The sequence below is a fragment of the Roseovarius sp. SCSIO 43702 genome (genome assembly GCF_019599045.1).
Taxonomy (GTDB): domain Bacteria; phylum Pseudomonadota; class Alphaproteobacteria; order Rhodobacterales; family Rhodobacteraceae; genus Roseovarius.
The window spans coordinates 3,165,677-3,182,961 of sequence record NZ_CP080623.1 but is presented as its reverse complement, the minus strand read 5'-3'; the positions used below and the strand labels follow the sequence as shown (position 1 = coordinate 3,182,961).

The window sequence follows — 17,285 nt, the reverse complement described above, 5'->3', positions numbered from 1 at the left end:
CGTGGCAAGGTGCGCCGCATGAGCGACCCGCGCGACATCATCCGTTTCGACCTGCTGCTGACCGAGGGGTTCGTCCTCACGGAATACGCGGGCGTCGTGGACCAGCTGAGGCTTGCCAACCGCGTGATGCTGCGCCCGGCCTTCGCGTGGCGATCCTTCTCGAGACGGGGCGGGCCGGTCGCCTGCCTGTCGGACGCGGTGGTCGAGACGCTGCCCTTCGCCGCGCGGCCCGAGGCGGAGTATGTCTTCGTCCTGGGCAATTCGGACCCGGCGCATCCGGACCTGTCGATGGGGCGGGTGATCGACGCCTATGTGGCGCGCGGCACCAAGGTCATCCTTCTTGCGGAGGCGGCGGCGCGGTTCATCGAGGAGCGTGGCGACACGGGCCTGACGACGCATTGGGAGAACCGCGCGCTTCTGGCCGAACGGATGGAGCTTGGCGAGGGGGCGCAGGCGCTGGCCACGGAGCGGGGGCAGATCATCACGAGCGCCGGGATGGGCAGCACGGTGGACATGGTGCTGACGCTGATGGCGCGTCATATCCCGGCGGCGACGGTGGCGACAGTGACCGACATCCTGCTGCATGACCGCGTGCGCGACCTCGGCACGTTGCAGCCCTTCGGCACGCGGCGCAGCCCGCTGACCGGCGACGCGGAGCTCGACCGGGCGGTGGAGCTGATGCAGGCCAATATCGAGGAACCGCTGCCCATCGCCGAGATCGTGCGGCTGGTGGGGGTCTCGGCCCGGTCGCTGGAGCGGCGCTTTGCCGCGCGGCTGCGGGCGCGGCCGGCGGAGTATTACCGTGCGCTGCGGCTCAACCGGGCGAACAACCTGCTGCTCAACACGTCGATGCCGATCTCGGAAATCGCGCTGGCCTGCGGGTTCTCGAGCGGGTTCACGCCGCGCTATCGCGCGGAATTCGGCCTGACGCCGCAGGCCGCGCGGCGCAGGGCGCGGGGGGTGACGACGGCACGGTGAAGGGGCCCGGCGCTCAGGAGAGGTAGGGCAGGAGGAGCGCGAGGCTGAGTGCCGCGATGAGCAGGCCGCCGGTGATGTGGAGCGACGCCGAGAGGGCGGGCACCGCGCGACCGCCACCCGCGCCGAGCCGTGCAAGGCGGCGGGCCGCCACGCCCGAGCCCGCCACGGCAAGGTTGAAGGCGGCCGTGCCGAGCCCCATCGTCACGACCGACAGCGCCCCCGCCCAGAACGCATCGAACCGCGCCGCGATCACCAGGACGAAAAGCGCACCGGTGCAGGGCCGGATCGCGATGCTGGCGATGAGGGCCAGTGCGTCGCGTGTGGAGGCAAGCGTCGCGGCCTCCTGCGCCGAGGGACCGTGGGCGTGGCCGCAGCAGGGATCAGGTGCCGTGCCGCGGGCCACGGCGAGACCGCGCAGCCCGCGCCAGACGAGCACGCCCCCGATCGCTGCGATGGCGAGGTAGCTTGCCGGGGCGAGCCAGCGCTCGGCCAGCGTCTCGAGCCCGTCCGAGCCGAGGCGAAACGCGAAGGCGAGGCCGCCGACGAGGAGGATGGCGGTGCCCGCCTGCGCCAGCGAGGAGAGCAGCGTGAGGACCGCGAGCCGCAGCAGGCTCGCGCGGCTGGCCAGCGCCGCGCCGCCCAGCAGGATCTTGCCGTGGCCCGGCCCCATCGCATGCACGAAACCATAGGCGGCGGTCGAGAGGCACAGCGTCCAGAGGGCCAGCGGCTCGCCCGCGCGGATACCGTGGAGCGCGCGCGCCATGACGTCCTGGAACGCGCGTTGCTCGGTGGTGATCCAGTGGCGGATCTCGGTCCAGGGCAGCATCGCCCAGGCGAGCGCCGCGCCCGCGCCGAGCGCGAGAAGGGTGAGGATGAGCCTCATCGGCATGAGAGATGCAACTCGTCGGTGAAGAGGCGGCCCACGTTCTCGTCCTCGGGAGTTTCCTCGCGCGAAAGGGCGGAAAGTTTTTCCTTGAGCGCGAAGGTGGTCTCGTCCGGCTCGAAGGGCACGATCCGCGTCGTGCAGGTCCCGGGCAGGTCCGGCGCGAGGCCCGCGGCCGGGTGGATCGTGTAGGCGTAATAGAAGATCGGGTCGTAGAGGCGCAGGATCGCCTCGAGCCCGGCAAGGTCGGCGGGAGTTTCGAGCGGGAGGTCGAAGGTGACGGTGATCCGCTCGTCCTCCATCAGGGCGCTGGCGTTCTCGGGCCGGGTGAGCGGGCGGGGCGCACCGCCGAGTTCGAGCCAGGTGTCGCCCTTGTATTCGGGTGGCCAATCGGTTTCGCCCGCGACGATGGCCGCGCGGTCGGCGTCGTCGAGCGCCCCGTCGCCATCGCGGTCGAGATCGAGTGTCTCGAAGAGGCGCAGGGTGGTGAAGGCGTCGTAGGTCCACGAGATGCGGAGCGCGTGAAGCTGCCCCTCATCGGTGACGAGAAACGCCGCGCGCGCGTCGACGAACACATGCGGATGCGCCTGTGCCGTCTCCGCCGAGACGATCGCGAGTGCGGCGAGGGCAAGGCGCGCGGGACGGAGATCAGAGACAGTCGGCAAGGGTCGAGGCCATGTTGCGGATGAGCTGGGGATAGAGTGCGGGGCCGGGCTCGAGATCGGCGCCGAGCGGGTCGATCACGCCCATGCGCGCTTCGGTGCCGTCGACGACCGTCGCGACGAGGCCGGGATTGAATTGCGGCTCGGCCAGGACGCAGGTGATGCCTTCGCCGGCGATGCGTTCGCGGATCTCGGCAAGCCGCGCGGGGCTTGGGGCCGTGGCGTCGCCAAGCGTGATCGCGCCCGAGGCGGGAAGGTCGAACGCGTGTTCGAAATGGCGATAGGCGTCGTGGAAGACCACGAAACGGGCCCCGCGATGGGGGGCGAGTGTCGCCGTGACCTCGGCCGTGAGCGTGTCGAGATCGTCGCGGGCGGTGGCGGCGTTGGCGCGGTAGAGGTCGGCGTTCTCGGGGTCGGCCTCGGACAGGCGCGCGGCGATCACGTCGAGCCAATGCGCGGCGTTGGCCGGGGCGAGCCATGCGTGGGGGTCGGTATCGCCATGGGCGTGATCGCCGTGGGAGTCGTCGTGGTCGTGTGCCTCATCGTGGTCGTGATGCGGGTCATGCGCATCGAAAAGCGCGGCCTCGCGGAGCGGAAGTTGCGTGGTGCCCTCGGCCTCGAGAAGCGCGGTGACGTCGGCGCCCGGTGCCAGCGTGTCGAGCGCGCCGGAAAGCCAGGGCGTGAGTTCGGGGCCGATCCAGAAAACGAGATCGGCGTCCTGGACCGCCGCCGCCTCGGACGGGCGCAGCGCGTATTCATGCGGGCTCGCTCCCGGCTGCACGATGAGACCGGGGGAGCCTGCCCCCTCCATCACGCGGGCGACGAGGGAATGGACAGGGGCGATGTCGGCCACGACGCGGGGCGCGTCGGCCAGGGCGGGACCGCAGAGCGCGAGGCTGAAAGCGAGGGCGAGGTGGCGGATGGACAAGGGCGGTCTCATGTGATCTTATAACATTACAGTTGTTCTAGGGGGTGCCGCGGATCATGGCAAGAGGGTTGCAGGAAAAGGTACCGGCGGAGAGCGCGCTGGGCTTCGCCCGGCATGATCATGCCGGTTGCGTGGCGCGGGGGCTCGGCGCCGCGGAGGCGCGGTGCGCGCGCGAGGATCTGAAGCTCACGCCGGTGCGGCGCAAGGTGCTGGAGATCCTGTTGCAGGGGCATCGCGCGCTCGGGGCTTACGCGATCCTCGACCGGCTGCGCGAGGCGGGGTTCGGCTCGCAACCCCCCGTGGCGTATCGCGCGCTCGACTTCCTCGTGGCGCACGGGTTCGCGCACCGGATCGAACGGCTCAACGCGTTCATCGCCTGCGCGCATCCCGAGACGGCGCACGCCCCGGCCTTCATGATCTGCCGCCTGTGCGACAGCGTGGCCGAAGCGCCCTCGGCACCCGCGCGCGGACGTCTGGGCGAGGTGGCGCGCGCGACGGGGTTCCGCATCGAGCGCACCGTGGTCGAGGCCGAGGGGGTGTGCCCGGCCTGTGCCGGCGGGGAGGCGGGCGCGTGAGCCTGATCGAGGCCGAGAACCTGAGCCTGCGATACGGTGCGCGGACGGTGCTCGACCGCGTCTCGCTCGGTATCGAGCCGGGTGAGATCGTGACGATCGTCGGCCCGAACGGATCGGGCAAGACGAGCCTTCTGCGCGCGATCATTGGTGCGGTGCGGCCCGCGGGCGGGCGCGTGATCCGGCGCGAGGGGCTTCGGCTGGGTTATGTTCCGCAGCGCCTGCATGTCGATCCGACGCTGCCGATGACGGTGGCGCGGTTCCTGTCCCTGCCGCGCAAGGCGGGCGCGGACGTGACGGCGCGGGCGTTGGCGCGGGCCGGGGTGCCGGACCTGGGCGGCGCACAGATGGCGCGGCTGTCCGGCGGGCAGTTCCAGCGCGTTCTGCTGGCACGGGCCCTGATCGGGGAGCCGGACCTTCTGCTTCTGGACGAGGCGACACAGGGTCTCGACCAGCCGGGATCGGCCGCGTTCTACCACCAGATCGAAGCGGTGCGGGCCGAGACGGGCTGTGCTGTGCTGATGATCAGCCACGAGCTTCACGTCGTCATGAGCGCGTCGGACCGCGTGATCTGCCTCAACGGGCATGTCTGTTGCGAGGGGGCGCCCGAGGTGGTGGCCTCGGCGCCGGAATACCGCGCGCTCTTCGGGTCGGGGACGATGGGGGCGCTGGCGCTTTACCGCCATGACCACGATCACCATCACGACGGCGCGGGATGCGCCCACGATCACGGCGGGCCGGCGGAGCGCAGGGAGATGGCGGAATGATCCTCGACGATTTCATGATGCGCGCGACGCTCGCCGGGATCGGCGTGGCGCTGGCGGCGGCGCCGCTGGGCTGTTTCGTCGTGTGGCGGCGCATGGCCTATTTCGGGGATGCGACCGCCCATGCCGCGATCCTCGGTGTCGCGCTGTCGCTGGCGCTGTCGATCTCGGTGTTCGCGGGGGCGATGGTGATGGCGCTGATGATGGCGCTGACGGTGGGGGCGCTGAGCGGACGGGGCTATGCCATGGACACGCTGTTGGGCGTGCTGGCGCATTCCGCGCTGGCCTTCGGGCTGGTGGCGGTGTCGTTCCTCTCGGGCGTGCGGATCGACCTGATGGCCTATCTCTTCGGCGATATCCTCGCGGTGTCGCGGGGGGATCTGGGCGTGATCTGGATCGGGGCGGCGGTGGTCGTGGGGCTCGTGGGCTGGCGGTGGTCGGCGCTGCTGACCGCGACGCTGAACGAGGACCTGGCCCATGCGAGCGGGATCGACCCGAAGCGCGAGCAACTAGTCCTGACGCTCGCGCTGGCGGTGACGGTGGCGGTGGCGATCAAGGTGGTGGGGGTGCTGCTCATCGCGGCGCTGCTCATCATCCCCGCCGCTGCCGCGCGGCCGCTGAGCCGCACGCCCGAAGGCATGGCCGTGGTCGCGGCGGGCATCGGGAGCGTGGCGGCGGTGGCCGGGCTGCGCGCGGCCTACGTGCTCGACACGCCGGCGGGACCGTCGATCGTCTGCGTCGCCGCGCTTCTCTTCGCGGCGCTGGGCGGGCTGGGAGCGATCCGCGCGAAAGCGGGCTGAAGCCCCGCCTCTAGAGCCGACCGGAAGGACGTTTCCCATTTGTCAACGGTGAGTTTTCGCGTCGGCATTGAATTGCCGCTTGGAATAGGTTAACATAATACTCTTTAATGCTGCTGATAAGGATAAATATCGGAAATTTCTTGTTTAATTCTCTTACGTGTTTTGGGGAGATTCCATGCAGACTTGCAATTTGGCTTTTGCCGATGACCACCCGGTGATGTTGTCCGGCATTTCCCAACTTTTTGCATCGAACGACGAATTTTCCGTCGTTGCAGTGGGAAAGACGGCGCAGGACCTGGTGGAGATCGCGAAGACGGTAAAACCCGACGTCATCATCACCGATCTGTCCATGCCCGGCCGCGTTCTCGAAGCGATCGCGACCATCGCGAACGAGTATTCGGGCACGAGCGTGATGGCCTTCACCGCGTCCACCAACGTGGACACGGCCATCGCGGCGCTCGAGGCGGGGGCAGTGGGTTACGTGCTCAAGGGCACCACGCTCGACGACCTGGTCGACGCGATCCGGCAGGTGCAGCGGGGCGAGACCTACATGTCGCCCGATGTGGCCGCGGGTGTGGTCGCGGGCCTGAGAAAGCAGGCCAGCGAGCGCCGGACGCCGCGCGTGTCGTTCAGCAAGCGCGAGGAAGATGTGTTGCGCCTGCTGATGAAGGGGGCCACGAACCGCGAAATCGCGCTGGCGCTGTCGCTGACGGAGAAGACGGTCAAGCATTACATGACCGTCCTCATCCAGAAGCTCAACGTGCGCAATCGCGTCGAAGTCGTGCTTGCGGCGCAGAAGCTGGCGCATGGCGGGTCGATGACGGCGCGGACGGGGCCGCTCAACTAGGGCGTTCCACCGCGTCGCGAGACGGGTCAGGTTTCCAGCGGGAGCGTGACCCGAAGGACAGTCTTGTCGTCGGAAAGATCGAGTTCATGCGCGCCGCCGAAGGCATCGAGCCGGCGGCGCATGGCTTGCAGCCCGAGATGCCAGACCCGGCCGTCCCAAGCGGTCTCGTCCTCGGTGTCGCGCGATGAGCCGCTTTCGATCATTATGCGAAGGGCGTCTCCCTCGACGTCCAGTCTGACGTGGGGCGTGGTCTCCGCGCCATGGCGGAAGGCGTTGCCCAACCCCTCCTGGATCACCCGGTAGAGGCAGATCCTGCGCGGCATGTCCATGTCGGCGGGAAGCCCGGTCATCTCGAGATCGACATCGGTGCCGGTGAGTTCGCGGTGCCGCTCCACCGCCAGGGTGACGACGCCTGCCGGGTCGACATCCTCGAGCTCGGGCAGGATCAGGCCCACCGCCATGGCGCGCAGGTCGTGGGCCGCCTGATCGGTGAGCCCGCGCAGCGTCGTGCCATCGGGCAATGGCCCGGCAGAGCCGTCGCGGCCGTTGTCGTCCTGCATGAGCGACATGAGCGCCAGAAGCTGAACCGGGCCGTCATGCAGTTCGGCACCGACGAGGTTGAGAACCTGCTCGTTGGCCTGCGCGGCGGCCTGCCTTGCCTGCTCGGCCTCGCGGCGCAAACGGTCGTTGAGGGCGGTCATGCGGGCCTCGGCCCTCAACCTGCCGCCAAGCTCGTGGTTCTGTCTGAACGCGAGGCCGAGCATCCCCAGCATTCCCAGGAAGGCGATGCCCGTGGCCGCCCAAACGGTACGCTCGACGAAGGCGCGGTCGCTCAGCATCTCGGAGGCATCCTGGTATATCTCGCCCACGGCGACGATCCGGTCCGTGCCGGGCTCGCGGATCGGCCCGTAGACCTCGAAGAACGGCGGCGCGAGCGGAAAGCCCGTCTCGACCGGGCCGGCGGTCTCGAGGCTGGTGATGGAGTTCCCTGTCAGCGCGACGTTCAGTTCCTCCGGGTCATGCGTCTCGCCGTTTCCTTCGAGCGTGGAAAGGGCCAGCGTGCCGTCGAGCCGCCAGATCCGCAGCACGAGCTCGGGATGCGCGCGGGCGAGTTCCCGGAACTGCCGCGCGGCTTCGGCGGTCTCCTTGCCATATTCATCGAAGTGCTCGACCGCGATGGGCGCCAGGAGGCTGTCGATATGCACGCCTCCGATCCGTGCGAAGGAATGCATCTGGAGCGTGCGGTATTCGTGGATGATGAATACGCCGAGGCCGAGCATGATGAGCGTGAGAAGACAGGTGAGCGCCGCAGCCACGAGGGCCGGGTGCCGGACGCCGCGTCTCGGCCCCGAATCGGGTGATTCTCTCTGGGTTTTCGCGGTCGGTGAGATGGGCGTAGCCATGTGCTGAGCTGAAATCGAGATTATTCTATAAGTTGAATCTGTTTTTTCGGGGTCAAAATCGCGCTCTTTCCTTGAACTGGCCGAAAATCGTCGTGTTAACAAAAAATTAACAGAGGTTAACGGCGGGGGCCGGCGACGCCATCCTAGTCCTTGGTCCCAATATTCATACGGACCTTGGTCGGAAGAATGGTCGGACCTTCGGATCGACTCGAGGCAAGACCTCTGCCCGTAGCGGGTTTTCGCTCAGGGTGAGAAACTTGTTCGGTCAGATGGGAAACCTTTGCCTAGTCCGGCATTCGCACAGCCGCGAGTGTCGTTGGGGGGGCAGGGACCAGCTAGTTGAATTTTAATCAAAAAAACGCCTGCGTGGTGAACATGCCAGGCACATGGGGAGTATTGTCATGGCTGTCAAACTTAATGTCGCGGACCTCGAGTTCTTTCTTCGTCAGGTCAAGATCAGCGAAGCGCATGCCGCTGGAACACCTCTGACCGAGGTCTATGTCGACGCCGATGGCAATGTCGTGCCCGAAGGCACGCCGGGCGCGGTACCCGCGCTGTCGAGCCCCCTCGTGCCCTACGGCCTTCGGACGGTGGATGGCAGTCTCAACAACCTTCTTCCCGGTCGCGAGACCTGGGGTGCGGCGGACGAGGCGATGCCCCGGATGCTCACCCCGAATTTCCGCGATGACGCGGATGGCGACGTCATGCCGCTTGGAGCGCCGGGCGGCCCGGTGGTGACGAACACCGATTACAGCGTCGTCGGCACGCCCTCGGGCACCAATGGCGGGCATTCCGGCAACGTGGCCGATGCGGACCCGCGGATCATCTCGAACCTGGTGGTGGATCAGAGCGTCGCCAACCCGGCGGCCGTCGAGGCGTGGTTCGCCAACGATGCCGCCATTGCCGCGTTCCACGAGCGCTATGGCGAGGATGCGATTCCGATCCGTCCCGGTGAGGGGCCGGCCGACGTGATGGTGGCGAATGCGAGCTTCGAGAGCGATCCGCTGACCTCGGGAACGCCCGGTGTCATTACCAATCCGCTTGGAAATTACACGACGACCGCACCCTCGGATTGGACGATCACGGGCGGCTTGGGCGGCCTTTTCGCGCCGATCGACAGCATTTCGGCATCCGCGGGACACCTGGGACCGAACGTGACCTGGCTCGTCGGGGGCGCGACGCTTTCGCAGGAGAACGGACCGCTGACCGCCGGCGCGAGCTACGAGCTGAGCCTGAGCGTGGGCGACCGGACCGACCAGGCCTGGACGGGCGGAACCGCGCGGCTGGTGGCGGTTGACGGGCTCGGTGCGACCACGGTCATCGCGACCGCGGCGCTGCCGGAGCCGGTGGACGGGCAATGGGCGGACGTGACGCTCAATTCCGGACCGATCGCGGCCGGCCTCGACGGCCAGACGCTGCGCATCGAGGTGCAGCAGACCGGCGGTGGGCAGGTCCTCGTGGACAATGTCGCCCTGTCGGTGTCGAACGGCAACAAGATCGAGATCGACAATGTGGACATGGCCGCGCTGCCGAACATCGCGCCGGATGACGGTATCTCGGCGCCGTTCAACGGTTGGATGACCTTCTTCGGCCAGTTCTTCGATCACGGTCTCGACCTGATCACGAAGGGCAACAACGGCACGATCTACATCCCGCTCGAGGCGGATGATCCGATTGTCCTGGGCGCCGATGGCATCGCGGGCACGGCGGACGACCTGCCGAACCACCTGCGCTTCATGGCGGTCACGCGCTCGACCTCGGTCGACGGGCCCGGTGCCGACGGTATCATGGGCACGGCGGACGATACGCAGCACGAGGGCCAGAACACGACCACGCCCTTCGTCGATCAGAACCAGACCTACACTTCGCACGCGTCCCACCAGGTGTTCCTGCGCGAATACGAGTTCGACGCGAGCGGCAACCCGGTCTCGACCGGCAGACTGCTGGACAGCCCGAATGGCGGTCTGGCCACCTGGGCCGACGTGAAGGCGCAAGCGCGCGACATGCTGGGCATCGAGCTTACCGATGGCGACGTGCTGAACATTCCGCTGCTGCGAACCGATGACTATGGCGAATTCGTGCGCGGACCCAACGGCCTGCCGCAGATCGTGGTGGGGCTCGGGCCGGACGGCATCCCGAACACCGCCGATGATGTGGTGGTCGAGGGCAACCTTGCCACGCCGGTCAACACGTTCGACGCGGGCGCGGTGCGGATCGGACACGCGTTCCTCGATGACATCGCTCACAACGCGAATCCGTTCGACGGTCAGACCGGCATGCTCAAGACGGCCGATTCCGACACCGACATCTCGAGCGCCGGCGACCCGCAGGCGAGCGGCACCTATGACAACGAGCTTCTGGACCGGCATTTCATCACCGGCGACGGGCGCGGGAACGAGAATATCGGCCTGACCTCGGTGCACCACGTGTTCCACTCGGAGCATAACCGGCAGATCGAGCTTCAGAAGAAGACGATCCTGGAATCGGGCGATATCGACTTCATCAACGAATGGCTGCTGGTCGATCTCGCGCCGGGCGATGCGGTTCCGACCGATCCCTCGACGCTGACCTGGGATGGCGAACGCCTGTTCCAGGGGGCCCGGTTTGCGACCGAGATGCAGTATCAGCACCTCGTCTTTGAGGAGTTCGGGCGCAAGATCCATCCCAACATCGACCCGTTCGTGTTCAACGCGGTGACGGATATCAACCCGGCGATCTTTGCCGAGTTTGCCAACGTGGTCTATCGCTTCGGGCACTCGATGCTGACCGACAACATGCCGCGTGTCATGGTCGACGAGGCGACGGGCGATGTGAGCACCGACGACATGGGGCTTATCGCCGCGTTCCTGAACCCGGTGGCCTTCGACAATGACGGCGCGATGAGTGCGGACGAGGCAGCGGCGGCGGTGATCCGTGGCATGACCACGGAACGCGGCAGCGCGATGGACGAATTCGTGGTCTCCTCGCTGCGCAGCAACCTTCTGGGCCTGCCGCTCGACCTTGCCGCGATCAACATCGCGCGGGGCCGGGACACGGGCATGCCGACCTTCAACGAAGCGCGCGCCGAGCTCTATCAGCAGACGAACTCGCCCTGGCTCAAACCCTATGAAAGCTGGGCGGATCTTGCCGCGAACCTCAAGACGCCTATGACGATCGTCAACCTGATCGCCGCCTATGGCACACATGCGACGATCGAGGCGGCCACGACGCTGGAGGGTCGGCGCGAAGCCGCGATGGACCTCGTGTTCGGCGGCGGCGCGGTGTCCGAGAACGAGCGGCTCGACTTCCTGATGGGCCGGAACGGCTGGACGCCGGAATCGAGCGGCCTGAACTCGATCGACCTCTGGGTCGGCGGCCTGTCGGAGCGGATCATGCCCTTCGGCGGGATGCTGGGATCGACCTTCACGGCGGTGTTCGAGGCACAGATGGAGGCGCTTCAGGACGGCGACCGCTTCTACTATCTCACGCGGACGCAGGGGCAGAACTTCCTCAACGAGCTGGAAGAGAACTCCTTCTCGAAGATGATCCTGGCCAACACGAACCTTGCCGATCCCGGACCCGACGGCATTCGCGGCACGTCCGATGACGTGGTGCGGCACCATATCGGCGCCGACCCCTTCGCGGCCTACGACTTCGCGCTCGAGGTCGACCAGGCCAATCAGTTCGATCCCGATCCGGTCGGCAACGACCCGGTGCTCGAGGCGATGGGCATGGGCAAGGTCGTGCGTGACGATCCGACCACCGCAGCGGTCGAGACGAACTACATCCGCGTGACGGGCGGCGAGCACGTCTCCGTCGGCGGCACGAGCGGCAACGACACGATCATCACCAGTGACGGCGATGACGGGATCTGGGGCGATGCCGGCGACGACTACATCGAGTCGGGCTTCGGCGTGGACCTGGTCAACGCCGGTGGCGGCAACGACATCATCATCGACGCGGGCGACGAGGGCGACTTCCTCAAGGGCGAGGAAGGCGACGACGTGATGATGAGCGCGAACGGCGCCGACGTCCTCATGGGTGGCGAAGGCAAGGACGCCATCTCGCTCGGGGTCGATGCCTCCGAAGTCTTCGGTGGCGAGGGTGACGACTTCATCCTCGGCGGCGATGGCGCCGACTTCCTGCTCGGCAACGAGGGCGACGACTGGATCGAGGCGCAGGGTGGGTTCGACACCACCGCCGGCGACAACTCGGAGCTGTTCTTCAACAGCAAGATCCTTGGTCATGACGTGATGTTCGCAGGGTCCGACGAGCATGATTTCGATGCGGAATCGGGCGACGACATCATGGTGCAGGGCGCCAGCGTCATGCGCAACGAGGGGATGTTCGGCTTCGACTGGTCGACCTTCCAGGGCATGGCGAACGATGCCTATGCCGACATGCGCATCAAGATCTTTACGACCGACGAGCAGGACATCCTGCGCAACCGGTTCGACAAGGTCGAGGCGCTTTCCGGCTGGGACATGAACGATACGCTGATCGGCGATAACCGCGTGGCGCCGGCTCTCGGCGACGAGATCCAGGGCGACACGGTCGGCGGCAACGAGGGCGTGTTCTTCAACGACGGCCTGAACCAGGAGGGTATCGACCGGATCGACGGTCTTTCCGACCTGGTCTCGATCGTCGCGGGCCAGGAGTTCTGGGAAGAGGGCAACATCCTTCTCGGCGGCGGTGGATCGGACGTCATCACCGGCAACGGCGGTGACGACATCATCGACGGCGACCGCTGGCTCAACGTGCGGATCCGTATTACGGGCGATCCCACGGACGAGAATACCGCGGCGAACGAGATTGCCACGGTAACGACGCTCAAGCACGTCTTCTCCGCCGACGACGCGGCCGATCCGAGCTGGGTGGGCAAGAGCCTCTTCGAGCTTCTGGTCGAGCGCACGATCGTGCCCGCGCAGATGAACATCGTGCGCGAGATCCTCGACGGCGGACAGGCGGGTGACGTGGACGTGGCCGTCTTCAACGACGATTTCGACCAATACACGATCACCGAGCTTGGTAACGGCAGCGTCAGGGTTGCGCATACCGGGTTCGGCACCAACGAGGACGTGGTGGTCAATGACGGCACCGACACGGTGCACAACATGGAGACACTGCGCTTCCGCGATGGGGACGTCTCGGTTGACAACATTCAGCCGCCCACACCGCCGGAGCCGCCGGTACCGGGTGTGCAGCAGCCCGCCACCGGTGCACCCGCGATCAGCGATCCGACACCGACCGAGGGCCAGCCTCTTACCGTGGATCTTTCGGCGATCGCGGACGCCAACGGCATCGCCGGTCCGATCTCGGTTCAGTGGCAGTCGTTCGACGGCACGAACTGGGTCGACATTCCGGGCGCGACCGGCACGAGCCTCACGCCGGGCGAGGCACAGGTGGGCAGCACGCTTCGTGTGTCCGCAAGCTTCACCGATGGGCTGGGTGCGCTCGAGACCGTGGTCTCGGCCCCGACCAGCGAGGTGGGAGACGTCTGGACCGGCTCGGCCCTCGATCCCGATTTCGTCGGCACGGAGGGCGATGATATCGCGACCGGCCACAGCGAGCAGGTGATCATCTTTCCCTTCATCGGTCCGGTCACGATCGTCCAGGGCGATGACGTCATCAACGGCAATGGCGGCGCCGATATCATCGACGGCCGGAGCGGCGATGACGTGATCAACGGCGGCGCAGGCAACGACACCATCCTCATGAACTTCACCACTGGTGCGGGTGGACGTGACATCGTGGATGGCGGCGCGGACGTGGACACCGTGGAGGTCACGGGGAACGCGAGTGCGGAGACCTTCCGCATCTATACCCGCGACGCGGCGCTTGCCGCCGGCCTGACCGGGCTGGCCGCCGCGACCGAGATCGTGATCACGCGCAACGGCGTGGCCAACAACCGGATCATCGCCGAGCTCGACAATATCGAGGAGATCATCATCAACGGCACGGATGCGACCCCGCCGGCCAACGGAACGGCAGGCGGCGATACCATCCAGGTCTTCGGTGATTTCTCGACCACGAGCCTCAACCTCAACACGATCACGATAAACGGCACGTCCGGCGACGACACGGTCGACATCTCGGCCCTGGACTCGGCGCACCGGATCGTGTTCCGCGGCGAGGGCGGGAACGACACGATCGTCGGCAACCTGCGGCCGCAGGACGTCATCGAGCTTCCGGGCCTGGGCGATCCCACGGTCAGCGAGGACGCGAACGGCATGGTCACGGTCAGCCGTGGCGGCGCCAGCGTGACCTTCGACGGGTCGGGTGGAATACCAACGATCGGCGAGGTCGTGGGTGGCGACGACGATGTGCCCAACAGTGGCTTCACGCTCAGTGACAGCGATCTGGCGGGGCTGAAGAACCTCGTTCAGGGGCGTCCCGCCTTCGAGGGTGACGACGACACCGAGGAAGCGGCCGGCGTGCGGACCCTCAGCGGGGAGGATAACAACGAAGCCAACCCGCTTTACGGAACCGCGGGCGAGACGTTTATCCGGCTGACCGAGGCGCGCTATGGCGAGCCGGACGGCAACGGGAACCGGGCGATCAACCCGATCTTCGACGGTCTCGATCCGCGCGCTTTGTCGAACCTCCTGGGTGACCAGGACGACAGTGTCGCGCCGAACGCGCTGAACGCGAGCCAGCTCTTCACGGCCTTCGCTCAGTATTTCGACCACGGGCTCGACTTCATCCCGAAGAATAGCGCCTTCGGCACCGTCGAGATCGGCGGGCCGGGTGCGGAGCGCGGGATCGGCACGGACAATCCCGCCGACCTGTCGCGGGCGGAGGTGGCCTATATCGACGACGAGGGCGTGCCGCAGCATGTGAACATGACCTCGCCCTTCGTCGATCAGAACCAGGCCTATGGCAGCCATGAACTGGTCGGTCAGTTCCTGCGCGAGAGCGACGGGGCACAGGGGGTCGGCATGCGCCTTCTGTCGGGAGAGGCCGATCCGTCGGACCCGGCATTCAAGCTCCTGCCGACGCTGCGCGACCTGATCGAGCATCACTGGGAGGCGGAGACCGTCTTCGAGGATGCCGGGCTGCCCGGCGGTGCCGCGACGCTCGCGGACATGATGCCGGGACTGGTCGATGACGTCACGGGCGAGATCGACGGCGCCATGGTGGCGGCGCTTGCCTCGGACTTCCTGGGATCGGGTCAGCCGCTTCTGCTCGACACCAATCCCTTCATCAACCTGCTGGATCACCGGATTGCGGGCGATGGCCGTGCGAACGAGAACTTCGCGCTGACCTCGGTCCACACGATCTGGGCGCGGAACCACAACTTCCACGTCGAGAATCTGCTCCAACAGGGGTTCGAAGGCACCGACGAGGAGGTATTCCAGGCCGCGAAGATGCTCAACGAGAGCGACTATCAGCGGGTGGTCTTCCAGGAGTTCGCCGACAAGCTTCTCGGCGGGCTGCGCAATCCCGACGGCAGCACCGACAATCACGGCTGGGGCGGATACAACCCCGACGTGGATGCGCGGATCAGCCACGAGTTCGGCGCGGCGGCCTATCGCTTCGGTCATTCGCTGGTCAGCCAAACGGTGCGGCTGGAGGGGCCTGACGGCACACCGATTGACGTGCCGCTCTTCGATGCCTTCCTCAACCCGTCCAACGATCCGGACGTGTTCACGGGGCCGCTGCCGGACGGCTACGTCCCGGCACCGGGTTACGCGCAGCATGGTGTCGCACCCGTCATCGGGGGCACGGCGACGCAACCGGCCGAGGAGGTCGATCTCAAGATCGTCGATGCGATCCGGTCCGACCTTGTCCGCATCAACGCCGATCTCTTCGCGTTCAACGTGGCGCGGGGCTGGGATGTCGGGCTTGGCACGATGAACCAGGTGCGGGCGCAGCTCGCCGCGTCGACCGATCAATATGTCGCCGAGGCCGTGGGCCTTGCCGGAGACATGTCGCCCTACACGAGCTGGGATGACTTCCAGGCACGCAACGGCGTCAGCGACGAGGTGATGGCACAGCTCAAGGCGGCCTATTCCGATCTCGTCCTCGAGACACCGGAGGACATCGCGGCCTTCGAGGCGGCCAATCCGGATATCACGCTCGAGCCGGGCACGGGCGACGCGATGATCGTCAAGGGCATCGACCGGGTCGATCTCTGGACTGGTGGTCTTGTCGAACAGAAGGTCAATGGCGGCATGGTCGGGCAGACCTTCTGGGTCGTGCTTCACGAGCAGCTCGACCGTCTCCAGGAGGGCGACCGGTTCTACTATCTCGATCGGTTCGAAAACTTCGACTTCTACGAAGCGATCGGAGAGGACACGACCTTCGCCGATATCGTCAGCCGGACCACGAGCCTCACGGATCTCGACAAGAACATCTTCGATGCGACCGATGAAGTGGCGGACGAGGATGATGCCGGAGACGATGCAGGCGACGACGATGGCGCTGGTGACGATGACCAGGCCGGAGGCGACGACGATGGCGCCGGTGATGATGATCAGGCCGGTGACGACGACGATGGCGCCGGTGATGATGATCAGGCCGGTGACGACGACGATGACGACGACGACGGGAACGTGATGCCTCCGATGGCGGCGGATGGTCCCACCATCGGGACGGCGGGTGCCGACGTGCTCTTCGGAGATGCGGAAGGCGACGCGATCCTGGCGATGGGCGGCCGTGACATGATCTTCGCCGGTGACGGTGACGACAATGTCCTTGCCGGCGGCGGACGTGACATGGTCTTCGGCGACGGCGGCAACGACCGGCTCTTCGGTGAGGGCGGCGACGACTTCATCGAGGGCGGGGCCGGCAACGACTTCGTGGTCGGCGGGGCCGGAGACGATCTCTTCGCCGCGACCTCGGGCGATGGCGACGACGTCTACTACGGCGACGATGTCTCGGGCGGAACGGGGACCGACACGCTCGACATGTCGCGGATCATCGAGGACGTCACAGTCGACCTGGGCAGCGGACCGGGAGATCGGGGCCACGCCTCGAGCACCGAAACGGGCAACGATGTCCTGTGGAGTGTCGAGAACTTCATCGGCGGTGCCGGTGACGACATGATCACGGCCGGCCGTGCCATCAACGAGATGGATGGCGGCGGGGGGAACGATACCTACAAGTTCCTCTCGGCGGAGGATGCCGATGGCGACACCATCAAGTCCTTCGAGCCGGGCGACAAGATCGACCTCTCGGCAATCGACGCCGACGGCGCGGGGATGGCCGGCAACGGCAGCTTCACGCTGGTGTCGGGCGCCTTCACCGGGGCCGGTCAGCTTCTCGTCAGCCACGAAAGCGGGGCCGACGGCGATGTGACCGTCGTCCAGGGCAACATCGACGGCGGCGATGCACCGGACTTCAGCATCTCGATCCGGGGTCATCACGACCTGACCCAGGACGATTTCCAGATGTGAGGTCGCTCACGCGACATCCGTCCGGGCGGGATTTCCCCCGCCCGGACCGACCGGTTCGGTTCTCGTAGACG

10 protein-coding genes are annotated in these 17,285 nt (G+C 66.7%); 6 read left to right on the top strand and 4 right to left on the bottom strand.

Translation table 11 applies throughout. The features are described 5' to 3' along the window. The first annotated feature begins 18 nt into the window (after window positions 1-18). Window positions 19-978 (top strand): GlxA family transcriptional regulator, encoded by a 960-nt coding sequence (locus K1T73_RS15655; RefSeq protein ID WP_220601595.1) that lies wholly within the window; start codon window positions 19-21, stop codon window positions 976-978. 13 nt (window positions 979-991) lie between these two features. On the opposite strand, the gene K1T73_RS15650 is transcribed toward K1T73_RS15655, so the two are convergent. The 3 genes from K1T73_RS15650 to K1T73_RS15640 are packed head-to-tail and all read right to left on the bottom strand — an operon-like array spanning window position 992 to window position 3,451. Then, entirely contained in the window at window positions 992-1,867 is an 876-nt protein-coding gene (locus K1T73_RS15650; protein ID WP_259400306.1) for a nickel/cobalt transporter, read from the bottom strand. Next, the gene (locus K1T73_RS15645) at window positions 1,858-2,526 is read right to left on the bottom strand and encodes a DUF1007 family protein (RefSeq protein WP_220601594.1); all 669 of its coding nucleotides are present in this window, start codon (window positions 2,524-2,526) and stop codon (window positions 1,858-1,860) included. Before K1T73_RS15645 ends, K1T73_RS15650 begins: the two co-directional genes overlap by 10 nt. After that, a complete protein-coding gene (locus K1T73_RS15640) occupies window positions 2,510-3,451 on the bottom strand; it encodes a zinc ABC transporter substrate-binding protein (RefSeq protein WP_259400305.1) in 942 nt (313 codons plus the stop codon). Before K1T73_RS15640 ends, K1T73_RS15645 begins: the two co-directional genes overlap by 17 nt. A gap of 56 nt (window positions 3,452-3,507) precedes the next feature. Here K1T73_RS15640 and K1T73_RS15635 point away from each other — a divergent pair, with 56 nt between their 5' ends. From K1T73_RS15635 to K1T73_RS15620, 4 genes are all read left to right on the top strand, one after another. Further along, window positions 3,508-4,026 (top strand): Fur family transcriptional regulator, encoded by a 519-nt coding sequence (locus tag K1T73_RS15635; protein ID WP_220601592.1) that lies wholly within the window; start codon window positions 3,508-3,510, stop codon window positions 4,024-4,026. Then, window positions 4,023-4,790: a metal ABC transporter ATP-binding protein gene (locus tag K1T73_RS15630; RefSeq protein ID WP_220601591.1), complete on the top strand. Its 768-nt coding sequence runs from the start codon at window positions 4,023-4,025 to the stop codon at window positions 4,788-4,790. Before K1T73_RS15635 ends, K1T73_RS15630 begins: the two co-directional genes overlap by 4 nt. Further along, complete coding sequence (locus K1T73_RS15625; RefSeq protein WP_220603777.1) at window positions 4,790-5,587, top strand: metal ABC transporter permease; 798 nt, start codon at window positions 4,790-4,792, stop codon at window positions 5,585-5,587. The genes K1T73_RS15630 and K1T73_RS15625 overlap by 1 nt, the downstream gene beginning before the upstream one ends. Window positions 5,588-5,762: 175 nt before the next feature. Then, on the top strand, window positions 5,763-6,434 hold the full coding sequence (locus K1T73_RS15620; protein ID WP_220601590.1) for a response regulator transcription factor: 672 nt from the start codon (window positions 5,763-5,765) through the stop codon (window positions 6,432-6,434). A 26-nt stretch (window positions 6,435-6,460) separates the two neighbouring features. Here the strand turns inward: K1T73_RS15620 and K1T73_RS15615 are convergent, their stop codons facing one another. Then, window positions 6,461-7,750, bottom strand: coding sequence for a sensor histidine kinase (locus tag K1T73_RS15615; protein ID WP_220601589.1), 1,290 nt, complete (start codon window positions 7,748-7,750; stop codon window positions 6,461-6,463). 488 nt (window positions 7,751-8,238) lie between these two features. On the opposite strand from K1T73_RS15615, the gene K1T73_RS15610 reads away from it, so the two are divergent. Further along, the gene (locus K1T73_RS15610) at window positions 8,239-17,214 is read left to right on the top strand and encodes a peroxidase family protein (RefSeq protein ID WP_220601588.1); all 8,976 of its coding nucleotides are present in this window, start codon (window positions 8,239-8,241) and stop codon (window positions 17,212-17,214) included. Window positions 17,215-17,285 lie beyond the last annotated feature (71 nt).

What these genes read in the sequence shown, in the direction of transcription:
- K1T73_RS15655 (WP_220601595.1), top strand. Translation starts at nt 19, where the DNA reads ATGAGCGACCCGCGCGACATCATCCGTTTCGACCTGCTGCTGACCGAG.
- K1T73_RS15650 (WP_259400306.1), bottom strand. Translation starts at nt 1,867, where the DNA reads ATGCCGATGAGGCTCATCCTCACCCTTCTCGCGCTCGGCGCGGGCGCG.
- K1T73_RS15635 (WP_220601592.1), top strand. Translation starts at nt 3,508, where the DNA reads ATGGCAAGAGGGTTGCAGGAAAAGGTACCGGCGGAGAGCGCGCTGGGC.
- K1T73_RS15620 (WP_220601590.1), top strand. Translation starts at nt 5,763, where the DNA reads ATGCAGACTTGCAATTTGGCTTTTGCCGATGACCACCCGGTGATGTTG.
- K1T73_RS15610 (WP_220601588.1), top strand. Translation starts at nt 8,239, where the DNA reads ATGGCTGTCAAACTTAATGTCGCGGACCTCGAGTTCTTTCTTCGTCAG.